This window comes from Billgrantia sp. Q4P2, from assembly GCF_052806135.1.
In genome coordinates this window covers 1-13,743 of sequence record NZ_JBRBAI010000016.1, presented here as the reverse complement: position 1 = coordinate 13,743, position 13,743 = coordinate 1, and the positions used below count along the sequence as shown (strand labels likewise).

Below are 13,743 nucleotides of genomic sequence, written 5' to 3'. Positions count from 1 at the left end.
GGCTTCCGATCCCCGCGGGAGCGGGGATTAACCGATATTCAAGGTCGCCGCGCCGTCACCGGCCGTCCGATCCCCGCGGGAGCGGGGATTAACCGCGTTTCTGCGCGGAGCGGCCAAGGCGGGCGAACCGATCCCCGCGGGAGCGGGGATTAACCGCCACGTGCGCTTTTCGATATTGATGTCGGACCCCGATCCCCGCGGGAGCGGGGATTAACCGTCGACTATCGCCGACCAGGCCGCCGCGAACGCCCGATCCCCGCGGGAGCGGGGATTAACCGCTTCAGGTTGAGGTCGTGCTCACCACCTGCCCCCGATCCCCGCGGGAGCGGGGATTAACCGTTCACCGGAGTTCCACGATAAACTCGTAGTGCCCGATCCCCGCGGGAGCGGGGATTAACCGCCATGAGTGCCGCGACAGCCCATGGGGAAACTCCGATCCCCGCGGGAGCGGGGATTAACCGGTTCGGCCGGCACTGGTGCTTCTGCCCACGGCCCGATCCCCGCGGGAGCGGGGATTAACCGCTCTCGTCTGAGTAGGAACATGGTCCTACACACCGATCCCCGCGGGAGCGGGGATTAACCGGCGCGCAGCTTCTTTGCCACGCTGATGAGAGCCCGATCCCCGCGGGAGCGGGGATTAACCGCCCCCGGCGTCTATCCGCTGCTGTATCGCCGGCCGATCCCCGCGGGAGCGGGGATTAACCGGCCGTGACCATCGACCCGAAGAAGGGCACCGCCCGATCCCCGCGGGAGCGGGGATTAACCGGCAATAGCGCCATCTTCGATGAAAGTGAGGAGCCGATCCCCGCGGGAGCGGGGATTAACCGGCCCAATTCCACAAGGCCCCGGCCTTCTCGCCCCGATCCCCGCGGGAGCGGGGATTAACCGCCCACTGGCCGCCCACCCGGCAGGCCTCGCAACCGATCCCCGCGGGAGCGGGGATTAACCGCCCACTGGCCGCCCACCCGGCAGGCCTCGCAACCGATCCCCGCGGGAGCGGGGATTAACCGCTCGATGCGGTAGTAGTCTCGAATCAGCGCGTCCGATCCCCGCGGGAGCGGGGATTAACCGGCCGCGCGCACGTCGGCATAGGCGTCCTCGAGCCGATCCCCGCGGGAGCGGGGATTAACCGCAGATGACCGCCCAGGCCGCCGGCCAGCTCGCCCGATCCCCGCGGGAGCGGGGATTAACCGACGCTCATCGACAATGCCTCGACCAACGCAGGCCGATCCCCGCGGGAGCGGGGATTAACCGTCCTCGACCTTTTCGAGGATGCGCTCGATCAGCCGATCCCCGCGGGAGCGGGGATTAACCGGCAACCTTCAAGTCACACCAGGGCAGGCTAGCCCGATCCCCGCGGGAGCGGGGATTAACCGACCTACTACAGCGCAACGCAGCTCAGCCGCGTCCGATCCCCGCGGGAGCGGGGATTAACCGGATCAGCTCGACGTGATGCTCGACCGCAAGACCCGATCCCCGCGGGAGCGGGGATTAACCGTTTCTGTTGCCGTACTTACCAGTAATGCGCTGCCGATCCCCGCGGGAGCGGGGATTAACCGGCAGACGGCTCAGGCCAGCCGCTGCAAAAGCACCGATCCCCGCGGGAGCGGGGATTAACCGATTGGCAAGCCACTGAAATGGCTGGCTAAACCCCGATCCCCGCGGGAGCGGGGATTAACCGATACCTGCTGCAGTGACAATAATTATCACTGCCCGATCCCCGCGGGAGCGGGGATTAACCGGCTGGGGAGTCTGGTCCTCCTCGAACTCGGTACCGATCCCCGCGGGAGCGGGGATTAACCGCCCTCACAACGAAAACCGAGGTGTCGTGGGAGCCGATCCCCGCGGGAGCGGGGATTAACCGTACGGCGTGGTGATCGACCGCAAGCAGGATCTCCGATCCCCGCGGGAGCGGGGATTAACCGTACTATGATGCGGGAATTAACCGGAATTTTAGGAAAGGATAAAAGGATAAAAGAACCGATCCCCGCGGGAGCGGGGATTAACCGAGCATCCGGTTCAGCGATGGCCTGCTCGACGACCGATCCCCGCGGGAGCGGGGATTAACCGTGGGCGCTCTACGACATCGCGCAATACTGCGACCGATCCCCGCGGAAGCGGGGGTAAACCGCCGATCATGATGCAGTCGAGCGCTTGCTGCCGGCTGTTCCCCGCGGGAGCGGAGATAAACCGTAATACCGGCTTATTGTCTCATTGGTGAGACTTCGTTCCCCCGCAGTAGCGGGGAAAACAAACCGTCTTGGGTGCAGCTCAATGGTAGAGCTACATTCACCACTCCCACCGCACTCTACCCTCCAAACTCCTCCGTATCGATTTCCGCCTGCAGCGCTTCGCTGTAACGGGCGCCGGCCACTTGGTCCGGTGTCAGCAGTTCGTTCAGCCGCGCGAGGGTGGCGGTATCCAGGCGTAGTTCTTCTGCCGCTAGGTTTTCGCGCATGTGGGCGATGGAGCGGGTGCCGGGGATGGGGATCACGTCGTTGCCCTGGGCCTTGAGCCAGGCGAGTGCCAGTTGGCCGGTGGTCACGTCCCGTTCGCTGGCGATGGCCCGGAGCTTTTCCAGTTGGCGCAGGTTGCGCGGCAGGTTTTCGGCGCTGAAGCGCGGCATGCCGCGGCGCACGTCGTTCTCGGTGAGTTGGGTGGTTTCCGTTACGGCGCCGGCCAGGAAGCCGCGGCCCAGGGGGCTGAAGGCGACCAGGGCCGTGTCGGCTTCGCGGCAGGCGTCGAGCAGGGCGATCTCGGGGTTGCGGGTCCATAGCGAGTATTCGGACTGCACCGCGGCAATGGGGTGCTCGGCCCGGGCGCGGCGCAGGGTGGCGGCGGAAACTTCCGAGAGCCCGATGGCGCGCACCTTGCCTTCTTCCACCAGCCGCCCCAGCGCGCCGACGCTCTCTTCGATGGGCACGTTGCGGTCCAGGCGGTGCAGGTAGTAGAGGTCCAGGTGGTCGGTGCGCAGGCGTTCGAGGCTCGCCTCGCACTGCCGGCGGATCGTTTCGGGGCGCCCGTCGATCACCTTCTTGCCCAGCTCAGGGTTCATGGCCATGCCGCACTTGCTGGCCAGCAGGATCTGGTGGCGCTTGCCCGCCAATGCCTTGCCCACCACCCGCTCGTTGGCCGTGGCGCCGTAAAGGGTGGCGGTGTCGAAGTGGCGATAGCCCATCTCGAAGGCTTCAGCCAGGGCGCGCAGCGCTTCGGCTTCGGCAACCGGGTTGCCGTAGCCGTGAGAGAGGTTCATGCAGCCCAGGCCGATGCTGGGCGAGGCCACTTCCTTGAGGCGAGAGAAGAATGACATACAGGCTCCGGGTCAGGGGTGGGGCTTTGTATCATGCCGAGCCCGGAGCTTACCTCGCAAGACAGAACATGCCTTACTGCATCAGCGTTCTGACCTGGTCCAGGTACTCCCTGCCGCTCTCGCGGATGTCTTCCTGGCCCTGTTTTTCGGCGCCTGCACGCACTTCCTGCACGCGTTCACGCATGATGCCGACCTCTTCTTCGACCTTGGCCAGGGCGTTCTCGATGGTCTCGGTGAGCTGCTGGATGATGGCCAGGTCGCCGTCGGTCAGTTCCTCCTTTTGCATCAGTACGTCGAGCAGGTCGTTGCGCAGCTGCAGGGCGTCCACGGCCTGCTGGAGGGTGTCGATGGGTTGGCCCTGTGCTTCTTCGAGTTGTTCGACGAGATCCTCTTCCAGTGCCTCTTCTTCGGCATGAGCGAGGCCCAAGGTCAGCAGTATGGCTAAGAGAGCCGCCAGTGTCGTTTTCATGTCTTAATCCCTCCTTGGCGTTCGTGTGATATTACCTAAGTTAGTTGAGATTCAGTTGCTTACAAGTTTTTACAAAGGGGCGCCTTGAAGAAGGAGAAATTGTCGGTGCCCTGCTCTGTTGCGGTATGCTGTGGCGATAATGACTTGCAAGGACTACCTGATGTCAGATCAAACTCCGTTCCAGCGTGCCATGGCCGAGCTTGACGCCCTGCACGCCGAGGATCCGCGCCGGGTGGATGTCGAGGGTGAAAGCCTGCCCCTGGAGCTGTGGCATGCGGGGCGCATGAGTGCCTGGCTGGAGCGGGTGGAGGAAGCCCCGAGCGAGCTGGTGCAGATCGCGGTGCGCTCGCAGCATCTGCAGCGCTGGGAGGTGCCACGCAATGAATACCCGGAGGGGCGCGTGGGCTATCTCACCTGGCGCCGCGACCAGGGTAAGCGGGCCGGCGAGACCACGGCGCGGGTGATGGAAGCGCAAGGCTACTCCGCTGAAGACGCCGCCGAGGTGGCCAGGATGATCCGCAAGCAGGGCCTGGGCCGCGACCCGGGCACCCAGGCGGTGGAAGACTGCGCCTGCCTGGTGTTCCTCGAGAACTATTTCGCCGATTTCTCCAAGCAGGTGGAGCACGAGCACCTGGTGCGCATCGTGCAGATGACCTGGAAGAAGATGTCGCCACGCGCCCGGGAACTGGCGCTGGAGCTGCCCATGAGCAGTGAGGCGCGGGCCGTGGTGGAAGAGGCGCTGGCGGGGTAGCTGATTCCCCAAAGGCGCCTTGGATCGTTCCCCTCGCGCATTCGCTCCCTTTCACGGTGCTGCATCGCGTGATGCAGGCCCTGCCTGAAGAGGTGGGTGGGTGCAGCTGCCGACTACTGAAGACGAGCCAATCCATGAGTTCTTGTCTCGCTCAGGCAGCACAGGAGCTGTTCTGACCTCCTGCTGCGCTGCCAATGACAGGATTATGTTCCTTTATGTCGCCTTTTGGTTAGTCCGTGTTGCTTCATGGCACTAGGATAGAGTCTAGCCTGCACCCAGCAAATCTAATAAGAGGCTACGTCATGGAGCTGATGCATTTTACAATTGCTAATCTCGATCTGCTCGTTTCACGCACTATTGAGCATATTGTACTTGTCGGGATAGCAGTGGGCATCGCCACACTGACTGGAGTGCCGATCGGTATCGCCATCACCAAGAATGAGCGCTTGGCTAAGCATGTGCTCTATGTTGCGTCTATCATTGTGACCATTCCCTCCATTGCACTTTTCGGTCTAATGATTCCGCTGCTCTCGGTTGTCGGGCATGGAATTGGCTATGTGCCTGCCATCATTGCTGTCCTGCTCTACTCGCAGCTTCCTATCATCCGTAATACCTATACAGCGATCAATAACGTAAGCCCGGCATTGCGCGAGGCGGCACGGGGTGTTGGCATGAGCCCCAATCAGCGCCTGCGCATGGTGGAAATTCCACTAGCCGTTCCGGTCATCATGGCGGGTGTACGAACCGCCGTGGTGCTCAATATTGGCGTCATGGCAATTGCCGCCTATATCGGCGCTGGAGGTCTTGGAACTTTCATCAGTCGTGGTATTTCTCAGTCCGACCCTCGTCAGTTAATAGTCGGTGCTGTGGCCGTCAGTCTGTTGGCTATCATTGTCGATTTTGCTTTGCTTTGTCTTCAGAAATACTTGACGCCAAAAGGGATGGAGGGAGTTCCCGCTGGGGCCTGATATTCACTTCTCCTGATACCTCCATCCAATAATAAGGAATACTGAAATGATTCGACTGGACAACTTGACCAAGGTCTTCGATACCCCTGAGGGTGCGGTGGTGGCCGCTGACCATATCAACATGGAAGTGTCTAGCGGAGAGATCTGTATTCTGCTGGGGCCTTCGGGCTGCGGCAAGACGACCACGCTGAAGATGATTAACCGCATCATCAGGCCGACCTCCGGCAAGGTCTTCATCGACGGTGAGGATACCACCGGCATGGATACCCAGACGCTGCGCCGCAATATCGGCTATGTGATCCAGCAGATTGGCCTGTTTCCCAACATGACGATCGAGGAGAACATTACCGTCGTGCCTCGGCTGCTCGGCTGGGACAAATCCAGGTATCGGGAGCGCGCCCGGGAGCTGATGGCAATGATTGCACTGGAGCCGGATGCCTTCCTGAAGCGTTATCCGAACGAGCTTTCCGGAGGGCAGCAGCAGCGTATCGGTGTGGCTCGGGCACTGGCGGCCGACCCGCCGGTCATGCTGATGGATGAACCGTTCGGCGCCATCGATCCGATTAACCGGGCCGTAATTCAGGACGAGTTCCTCAAGATGCAGCAGGAACTCAAGAAGACCATCATGTTCGTCAGTCATGATATCGACGAGGCGATCAAGATGGGTGATCGCATCGCTATCTTTCGTGAAGGCCACTTGGTTCAGTACGCCCCACCGGACGAGCTGCTGGCGGCGCCCAAGGATGCCTTCGTGGAGTCTTTCCTCGGTGAGGATCGGGCGCTGAAGCGTCTGAATCTCGTCAAGGTCCAGGAAGTGATCGGTGGGGAATTTGCCACCGTGACGCCCAGCGATAGCCTCGAGACCGCACTCAAGCGGCTCGATGACTATGGCTACCAGCACGCCATCGTCATGGTCAACGAGAAACGCCAGCCCATTGGCATCATTCCCCGCGCGGTGGCTAAGGCCAGCCGGGGCATCTGCCATGACCATGCGCAGCAAGTACCGGCCACCGTGCATGTCGGTGATGACCTGCGCAAGGCAGTATCGCTGATGCTGGCCAACGATATGACCTGGCTCCCTTGCACCGATGACGCGGGGAGGCTCTGCGGGCAGATCACGCAGCGCGACATGACGCATCACCTGGGTGCCCGCTTTCGCTCTCAGCAGGATGCCTCACAGCCGACCAGCCTGCTGACGGAGGGGTGAGCCGATGCCCATCCAGACCCTGAAAGGGGCACTGCGCGCTCTGTTCCTGCTGGCCATCTTCTTCGTCGGTGCATGGAGCCATGCCAGCGGCCTGATCGATGATTTCCTGTTTTATCTGCCTGACATTCAGTTCCTGGCGGCCGAGCACCTTTGGCTCACCGCTGTTTCTGGCAGTCTGGCCATTTTGGTCGCTATTCCGTTGGGCGTGCTGCTGTCGCGCCCCAGCATGGCACGCTGGGCTGAATCGGCGATGCAGATACTCAATGTTGGCACTACCATTCCGACCCTGGCAGTGCTGGCACTCTCCATGAGCCTGCTGGGGATTGGTGTGGTGCCCGCTATTTTCGGCTTGTTCGTCGCCACCTTGCTGCCGATTACGCGCAATACCTACACCGGCCTCAAGGGAGTCTCGCCGGCCCTCAAGGAGGCGGCGGCTGGCATCGGAATGTCGCCTGTTCAGCGCCTGCTTCGTGTCGAGCTGCCCAATGCGCTCTACGTCATCTTCGCCGGCATCCGCACGGCGCTGGCTATCAACGTTGGGACGGTTCCTCTGGCCTTCCTGATCGGCGCTGGCGGCCTTGGGGAGCTGATCTTCACCGGTATCGATCTCTATGACCCCGTCATGATGTTGGCCGGTGCCATTCCCACCGCGCTGCTGGCCATCGGCGTCGATGCCCTAGTTGCCGCCATCGCCTTTTTGGTGGTGCCTCGCGGTGTTAACCCCGCTCGTGCAGCAGCACAAGCTTGAGCGACATCCACAACAAACAACTCAAGGAACACCTCCATGCTCAATAGATTTTCCCCCTCTCTCATCGGGCTGGCTCTGGCCGGCGTTCTCTCCATCACCCACGCCTCCGATCTGGTGGTAGGTGGCAAGAACTTCACCGAGCAGCAGATCATTGCCAGCATGACCGGCCAGTACCTGGAAGGCCTTGGCTATCAAGTGGATACTCGGGCTGGCATGGGCTCGGCGGTGCTGCGCCAGGCACAGGAGAACGGGCAGATCGATCTTTACTGGGAATACACCGGCACTTCGCTGATCAGCTTCAACGGCATCAGTGAGAGACTTGGCCCGGAAGAGACCTACGCCACCGTGCAGGAGCTGGATGCAGAGAAGGGCCTGGTATGGTTGAACCCCTCTGCTGCCAACAATACTTACGCCTTGGCCATGCGCATTGGGGTGGCCGAAGAGCGAAGCATTCACTCTCTCTCCGATCTGGCCCGGGCCGTCAATGACGGTGAGCCGCTGAGCTTCGCTCTCAATGCCGAGTTCTATGCCCGAGACGATGGCTGGCGTCCGCTTCAAGAGGCTTATGGCTTCCAGGTGGGCCGGCGCGATGTGAACCGCATGGACTCCGGTCTCGTCTACCAGGCGCTGCGTGATGGACAAGTTGATGTCGGCCTGGTCTTTGCCACCGATGGTCGCATCCCCGCGTTCGCCTTCAAGGTGCTGGAAGACGACCAAAACTTCTTTCCTGCCTATGCCCTGACCCCGGTGGTACGCGAGGAAACCCTGGAGGCCTTCCCGGAACTGGAAGACCAGATGAACGCCCTGTCGTCCCTGCTCGACGATGATGTCATGGCCGATCTTAACGCTCAGGTCGACGTGCGCCGCCTGTCGGTCGAGGAAGTGGCGAAAACCTTTCTCGAGGAGCATGGCTTGCTCTGACCTCCACCGGCCGGGGCCTCCACTGGATGGCCCCGGTCTTCGATACGCATAGGGCGAACCGGGAGACAGCGAGATGACCCCCGCTCCTGCACTGCTGGCCTGGCTGATCGGCCAGGATCCAGGGCGGCTGGCTGATGCTCATCTGGCGCAGGCCAAGCGCTGCCTGCTCGATCTGCTCGGCGTGGCCGCCGCCGCCACGCGAACGCCGCTGGCGAACAAGGCGAGACGTTTCACTCTTAGCCAATATCCGGGGGCTCGCCCCCTCCTGTTCTCCGAGGGGCGCGCCTCACCCTGCGGTGCCGCCCTGCATGGTGCCTGGCTAATCGATGCCCTCGATGCCCATGATGGTCAGGCCCTGACCAAGGGACACGCTGGGGTTGCGCTTCTTCCCGGATTGCTCGCCCTGCCCGAGGCCGAAACGCTCTCCGGGCGCGAGTGGCTGGGGCTGCTGGCAATGGGTTACGAGGTGGCGACCCGAGCAGGTATTGCGCTCCATGCCACTAGCCCGGATTACCATACGTCGGGCGCCTGGAACGCTTTGGGCGTTTCCGCAGTGGCATCACGCCTGCTACGCCTTGATGCGCCGCGACTCCATCACGCCCTGGGTATCGCCGAATTCTATGGACCGCGCAGCCAGATGATGCGCTGCATCGATTCGCCCACCATGCTCAAGGACGGCTCGGGGTGGGGAGCGCTGGCTGGGGTTTCGTCCGCCCTGCTGGCACAGGACGGTTTCACCGGCGCTCCGGCGCTCTGCGTCAGCGCTCCGGAGGTGGCCCATTTGTGGGCAGATCTCGGAGCGCGCTGGTACCTCCACGAACAGTATTTCAAGCCCTATCCTGTTTGCCGCTGGGCCCAGCCCGCCGTCGAGGCGGTACGCTCACTGCGCGGTGGGGTAGGGGATCCGACCCGGATCAGGCGCATCGAGATCGTCACCTTTCATGAGGCGAAGCGCCTGCATACGGTGCGCCCCCGCACCACGGAGGAGGCCCAGTACAGCCTACCCTGGGCGGTGGCCTGCGCCCTGCTTTCAGGCGGTATAGATGTCGAGTCTGTGACGACAGCCCTGGACGATGCCAGGCTGACGGCGCTGGCCGCTCGGGTCGAGATCCAGGAGAGCGAGCTTTTCAATCTTCGCTTCCCGCGTGAGCGCTGGGCTATCGCCAGAGTCCATCTGGCCGACGGCCGTGTCGTAGAGAGTGAGCCGCGGGAAGCCCGGGGCGATCCGCATTCGCCCTTGTCCGATGAGGAGTTACACGCCAAGTTCCTGTCTCTGGCCGAACCGGTGCTCGGTGCCGATGCCCGGCGGTTGCTCGAGGTGGTATCGCGGCTCGAACAACTGCCCGCCTCGGCCCTGCTGCGTTGCCTGCGCGCCCCTGACCCCGCTACCGTTGCCTGAGGCTCGAGTCCTCCATTCTTTCGAGGTCACCATGCACCATCAAGACACCCTGCTGGTCGGCGCCGTACAGCTCAATGCGGAGCTGGGCGACGTGGACCACAACCTTGCCCGTCACAAGGAGTACATTGCCGAGGCTCGCCGCCAGAAGCTCGAGCTGCTGGTCTTCCCCGAACTGTCACTGACCGGCTACGCGCTCGGCCCTCGGGTGATGGAGGTGGCCATGCCGGCTCAGGATCCACGCCTTGTCGCCCTGGCCGAGGCCGCCGAGGCGATGCAGACCATCGTGGGCTTCGTGGAGGAGGCCGGCCCCGGGGAGTACTACAATGCCCTCGGCGTGCTGCAGCACGGTCGCGTCGTGGCCGTTCACCGCAAGTTAAACCTGCCGACCTATGGGGGGCTCGAAGAGGGCAAATGGTTCTGCCGGGGTGCGCGGCTGACCTATGCGGACGTATGCCCCGGCTGGACCACTACGTCGTTGATCTGTGCCGACCTGTGGAATCCGGCGCTGGTGCATGCGGCCCTGCTCTCACGTCCGGCGGTACTGTGTGCGCCGATCAACTCGGCTTCGGGCATCGTCAGCGACGAGTTTTCCAACGAGCGTAACTGGCTGCTCAACGTTCGCTTCTATGCCATGACTTACGGCACTCCAGTCATCATGGCCAACCGCTTCGGCCCCGAGGGAACAAGCCATTTTTGGGGTGGCTCGTGCATCCTCGGGCCGCGCGGCGAGACTCTCATCACGGCAGAGGACGCCGAGGCGCTGATCACTGCGTCGCTGTCGCGGCGTGAGATTGCCAAGGCACGTTTCGAGCTGCCAACCCATCGCGATGCCGACACCCCCCTGATCCAGCAACTGCTGGCCGCTCGGCTTTCCTGACCCCCGTCCTGACCCAGCCCAATACGTAACGACTCGGCAGCATCTGGCGCTGTCGAGTCGTGCGAAAGGAACAAGTTGTGTTGGCTCAACTGAAGTAGAGGCGCTCCGGGTTGTCCACCAGGATGCGCTGGCGCAAGCGCTCATCAGGAGCCCAGCGTGCCAGTTCGCTCAGAAGATCACCATCATTGGGCATGGCCACCGGAATATGGGGATGTGGCCAGTCCGAACCCCAGACGCAACGCTCCTCATTGGCAGAGAGCAGTTGCCTGGCGAAAGGCAGCACATCCTCGTAGGGCGGGAATTGGCCATCGGTGATGCGATAGGCACCGGATAGCTTGACCCAGGCATTGCCGGTTTCCAGCAGCCGGCACAAGGCCAGGAAGCCTGAATGGTTCACCCCCTTCGCACAGGGCATGTGCCCCATGTGGTCGACGACGACGGGCACCGGCAGGCGCCGCACCCGCGCCCCCAGGTCTTCGAAGGTCGAGACATCCACCAGGAACTGCAGGTGCCAGTCGCGCTCCGCCAGCCGCCCCGCCAGCGCTTCCACGTCCTGCCAGTCGATGCCGCCTTTGAACAGCAGGTTGAGACGAACCCCGCAGAAGCCGTCTTGCTGCAACGCATCCAGCTCGCCTTCCTCGACGCTGCCATCCACGACGGCCACGCCCCGGTAATCCAGCCCGCACCGACGCAGGGTCCGTAGCGCATCACGGGTGGCCCTGTTGTCGAGGCCATAAACGCTGGGCTGCACCAGCACGCCACGCTCTATTCCCAGGGTGCGGTGCAGAGCCAGATAGTCCCCCAGACTCGCGTCGGGCGGGGTATAGGTTCGTTCGGGGTGATAGGGATAGCGATCCTCCGGGCCGAACACATGGGCATGACAGTCCACCGCCCCCGAAGGGACGGTGAAGCCAGGCATACGCGGAGCAGGATCGGCAGCTGCACACAGGGGAATCATCGGCGCATTCTCCTCATGCCGTGCTTGGCTCAGAATTCACGCTGCAGCCAGTCGGCGACGTGTCCAGCGAAGGTCTGGAATTTGGGGTCGTCGTCGAGCATCCACTCGGTATGGCCCCCTTCGGGGAGCAGGTAGAGCGACTTGGGACCCGGATAGATGGCATACAGCGACCGCGCCTCGCTGACTGGGTGCAGGTCGTTTTCGGCACCGTGGGCGATCAGCAGCGGCGTATTGGCATAACGCTCGTCGATGTGTGCCTCCGGGCAGAAGGCAATCAGCGAGTCGGCAAAGTCCAGAACCGAGGTCAGGCCATAGCCCGGCGTCTTGCGCAGTACCTCGTCCACGTACCCCCGGGAAATCTCATCCAGCGGATAGATATCAAAGGGATCGATCTTGCGCGGCTCGCCACCCTGAGCCAGATAGCGACGCTCCTCGTTCATGAAGGCCCGGAACTGTTTCCACCCGAGTTCACCTCGCAATGCTTTCTGAACGCGTACCGCATCGAAGAAGCCATTCATGGAAATCAGGCCATCGATGAGTTCCTCGGCATGTTGATAGGCATCCAGCACCAGCCCTCCGCCCATTCCCCAGCCGGCCAGCACCAGCTTGCGCCCCTCATTCTTGGCGCGGTTGCTGACCAGCGCCACCACATTGGCAATATCGCGCACCTGTTCTTCGAGCAGAACCTTGCCACGCTCTCCTTCACTATCGCCGAATCCGCGATAGTCGAAGCCAAACGTCATGAAGCCCTGCTTGGTGAGAAAACGCGCAAAGCGCTCCGGGTGAATCCGCTTCAAGCCGGTAAAGCCGGAGCAGACGATCACCAGGGGAGTGTCCTTCTTGAGAGACGACTCCTCCCAGTAGAAGGAGCCGTCCAGCCTGAGACCATCGCTAATGATCGAAATACTTTCGGAATTCATTTTTTCATCTCCTGTTATGAAACTAATGCCTGTCCGAGCAGTATTGACATCTTGCGGCAGTCCAATCAGAGTTTAAGGTTCAAAAGCGACATGTGTGGGTAGGATCATGACACGCCATAATCAACCTTTCCGAGACGACGACTCTCCCTTTATGGTGGGTTTTCTCCTTTTTCCGCAGTTCGCCATGCTGTCGTTCAGCTCCGTAATTGAGCCGCTGCGTATTGCTAATCGCATGAGCGGGAAATCACTTTATTGCTGGCATCTTATGAGTCTGGACGACCGAGCTTTGGAAGCTAGTAATGGTCTCCCTTTCATGCCAACTCTAGCGATGGAGGATTGGCAAGAACTCGATGCCCTCATTCTGGTCGCTGGTCTGGGTACCAACCTGATCGCCGATGAGCGGCTTTTTCAGTGGCTGAAAAAGGTTGGGCGAAGTCGCCGCTTGCTAGGCTCAACCTCGACTGGCAGTTTTCTACTGGCCAAGGCGGGCTTGCTTGATCGAAAGCACTGCACTATTCATTGGGAAAACCAAGCCAGCCTTCAGGAGGAATACCCGGAAATAATAGTCTCCAATGAGCTCTTTGAGATCGATCAAGGTATCATGACCTGTTCGGGAGGTACCGCTGGCTTGGATATGATGCTTTCCTTGATCGAGAGGCAGCACGGTAGTGAGTTGGCCAAGCAGATTGCTGAACAGTGTATCCATCCGAATATTCGCTCGGCTCATGAGAAGCAGCGGATGAGCCACGAAGCCAGACTTGGGGTTCACAACTCCACGCTCATAGCTGCCATTAAAATCATGGAATCTCATATTGAAGACCCCTTGAGTTGTGAGAGCATCGCGATGCTGGTGGATGTCTCTCACCGTCAGATGCAGCGGCTCTTCAAGCAGCATTTCGGGATCACGCCAGCAAACTACTACCTGAATTTTCGATTGGAGCACGGCGATCGATTGCTGAGGTACACGTCGATGCCCATCATAGATATCGCCACAGCAACCGGTTTTTCTTCTACCTCCCATTTCAGCAAGTGTTATCGCAAGTTCTTCGGTATCTCTCCCAAAGAGCGGCGCAAGACTTGACTCAACCGTGCTGCTTGATCTCAGCCAGTAGCCCCTGCAGCGGGTGCGGCAAGGCGTGGCCGGAGAGCCGCTTGGCCTGGCTGCGACAGGAGTAGCCGGTGGCCAGCAGGCGGCCGCGGTTGGCCTCATCCTCG

General features: G+C 61.6%; 12 protein-coding genes and 1 CRISPR repeat array (1 of these 13 only partly in view). Of the genes, 8 read left to right on the top strand and 4 right to left on the bottom strand.

The window, feature by feature from the left end; translation table 11 throughout:
• Window positions 1-2,193: direct repeats of the CRISPR family, unit length 29 nt; unit sequence CCGATCCCCGCGGGAGCGGGGATTAACCG; it reaches 5,365 nt to the left of the window's first position.
• A 115-nt stretch (window positions 2,194-2,308) separates the two neighbouring features.
• Both ACUY1T_RS20100 and ACUY1T_RS20095 read right to left on the bottom strand, forming a co-directional pair.
• Complete coding sequence (locus ACUY1T_RS20100; RefSeq protein ID WP_446025342.1) at window positions 2,309-3,310, bottom strand: aldo/keto reductase; 1,002 nt, start codon at window positions 3,308-3,310, stop codon at window positions 2,309-2,311.
• 73 nt (window positions 3,311-3,383) lie between these two features.
• Window positions 3,384-3,779, bottom strand: coding sequence for a DUF6746 family protein (locus ACUY1T_RS20095; RefSeq protein WP_446025341.1), 396 nt, complete (start codon window positions 3,777-3,779; stop codon window positions 3,384-3,386).
• A gap of 160 nt (window positions 3,780-3,939) precedes the next feature.
• Here ACUY1T_RS20095 and ACUY1T_RS20090 point away from each other — a divergent pair, with 160 nt between their 5' ends.
• The 7 genes from ACUY1T_RS20090 (at window position 3,940) to ACUY1T_RS20060 (ending at window position 10,650) form a co-directional block, all read left to right on the top strand.
• Entirely contained in the window at window positions 3,940-4,530 is a 591-nt protein-coding gene (locus ACUY1T_RS20090) for a DUF4202 domain-containing protein (RefSeq protein ID WP_446025340.1), read from the top strand.
• A gap of 302 nt (window positions 4,531-4,832) precedes the next feature.
• Window positions 4,833-5,498: an ABC transporter permease gene (locus ACUY1T_RS20085; protein WP_446025339.1), complete on the top strand. Its 666-nt coding sequence runs from the start codon at window positions 4,833-4,835 to the stop codon at window positions 5,496-5,498.
• A 46-nt stretch (window positions 5,499-5,544) separates the two neighbouring features.
• Entirely contained in the window at window positions 5,545-6,705 is a 1,161-nt protein-coding gene (locus ACUY1T_RS20080) for an ABC transporter ATP-binding protein (protein WP_446025338.1), read from the top strand.
• Between the two features lie 4 nt (window positions 6,706-6,709).
• Entirely contained in the window at window positions 6,710-7,453 is a 744-nt protein-coding gene (locus ACUY1T_RS20075) for an ABC transporter permease (protein WP_446025337.1), read from the top strand.
• 36 nt (window positions 7,454-7,489) lie between these two features.
• Window positions 7,490-8,374, top strand: coding sequence for a glycine betaine ABC transporter substrate-binding protein (locus ACUY1T_RS20070; protein WP_446025336.1), 885 nt, complete (start codon window positions 7,490-7,492; stop codon window positions 8,372-8,374).
• A 73-nt stretch (window positions 8,375-8,447) separates the two neighbouring features.
• Window positions 8,448-9,773 carry an MmgE/PrpD family protein gene (locus ACUY1T_RS20065; RefSeq protein ID WP_446025335.1) on the top strand — a complete coding sequence of 442 codons (1,326 nt, stop codon included), beginning with the start codon at window positions 8,448-8,450 and terminating at the stop codon, window positions 9,771-9,773.
• A 31-nt stretch (window positions 9,774-9,804) separates the two neighbouring features.
• Window positions 9,805-10,650, top strand: coding sequence for a nitrilase-related carbon-nitrogen hydrolase (locus tag ACUY1T_RS20060; protein ID WP_446025334.1), 846 nt, complete (start codon window positions 9,805-9,807; stop codon window positions 10,648-10,650).
• Between the two features lie 85 nt (window positions 10,651-10,735).
• Here the strand turns inward: ACUY1T_RS20060 and ACUY1T_RS20055 are convergent, their stop codons facing one another.
• Both ACUY1T_RS20055 and ACUY1T_RS20050 read right to left on the bottom strand, forming a co-directional pair.
• Window positions 10,736-11,608, bottom strand: a complete 873-nt coding sequence (locus ACUY1T_RS20055) for an amidohydrolase family protein (RefSeq protein ID WP_446025333.1) — start codon at window positions 11,606-11,608, stop codon at window positions 10,736-10,738.
• A 29-nt stretch (window positions 11,609-11,637) separates the two neighbouring features.
• Window positions 11,638-12,528: an alpha/beta hydrolase gene (locus tag ACUY1T_RS20050; RefSeq protein ID WP_159548474.1), complete on the bottom strand. Its 891-nt coding sequence runs from the start codon at window positions 12,526-12,528 to the stop codon at window positions 11,638-11,640.
• A gap of 106 nt (window positions 12,529-12,634) precedes the next feature.
• Between ACUY1T_RS20050 and ACUY1T_RS20045 the strand changes: the two genes are divergently transcribed.
• Window positions 12,635-13,609, top strand: a complete 975-nt coding sequence (locus ACUY1T_RS20045) for a GlxA family transcriptional regulator (RefSeq protein ID WP_446025332.1) — start codon at window positions 12,635-12,637, stop codon at window positions 13,607-13,609.
• The last annotated feature ends 134 nt before the right edge of the window (window positions 13,610-13,743 follow it).

Coding starts and splice junctions, on each gene's coding strand:
- ACUY1T_RS20095 (WP_446025341.1), bottom strand. CDS start 3,779: ATGAAAACGACACTGGCGGCTCTCTTAGCCATACTGCTGACCTTGGGC.
- ACUY1T_RS20070 (WP_446025336.1), top strand. CDS start 7,490: ATGCTCAATAGATTTTCCCCCTCTCTCATCGGGCTGGCTCTGGCCGGC.
- ACUY1T_RS20085 (WP_446025339.1), top strand. CDS start 4,833: ATGGAGCTGATGCATTTTACAATTGCTAATCTCGATCTGCTCGTTTCA.
- ACUY1T_RS20100 (WP_446025342.1), bottom strand. CDS start 3,310: ATGTCATTCTTCTCTCGCCTCAAGGAAGTGGCCTCGCCCAGCATCGGC.
- ACUY1T_RS20080 (WP_446025338.1), top strand. CDS start 5,545: ATGATTCGACTGGACAACTTGACCAAGGTCTTCGATACCCCTGAGGGT.
- ACUY1T_RS20050 (WP_159548474.1), bottom strand. CDS start 12,528: ATGAATTCCGAAAGTATTTCGATCATTAGCGATGGTCTCAGGCTGGAC.
- ACUY1T_RS20090 (WP_446025340.1), top strand. CDS start 3,940: ATGTCAGATCAAACTCCGTTCCAGCGTGCCATGGCCGAGCTTGACGCC.
- ACUY1T_RS20045 (WP_446025332.1), top strand. CDS start 12,635: ATGACACGCCATAATCAACCTTTCCGAGACGACGACTCTCCCTTTATG.
- ACUY1T_RS20060 (WP_446025334.1), top strand. CDS start 9,805: ATGCACCATCAAGACACCCTGCTGGTCGGCGCCGTACAGCTCAATGCG.
- ACUY1T_RS20055 (WP_446025333.1), bottom strand. CDS start 11,608: ATGATTCCCCTGTGTGCAGCTGCCGATCCTGCTCCGCGTATGCCTGGC.
- ACUY1T_RS20065 (WP_446025335.1), top strand. CDS start 8,448: ATGACCCCCGCTCCTGCACTGCTGGCCTGGCTGATCGGCCAGGATCCA.
- ACUY1T_RS20075 (WP_446025337.1), top strand. CDS start 6,710: ATGCCCATCCAGACCCTGAAAGGGGCACTGCGCGCTCTGTTCCTGCTG.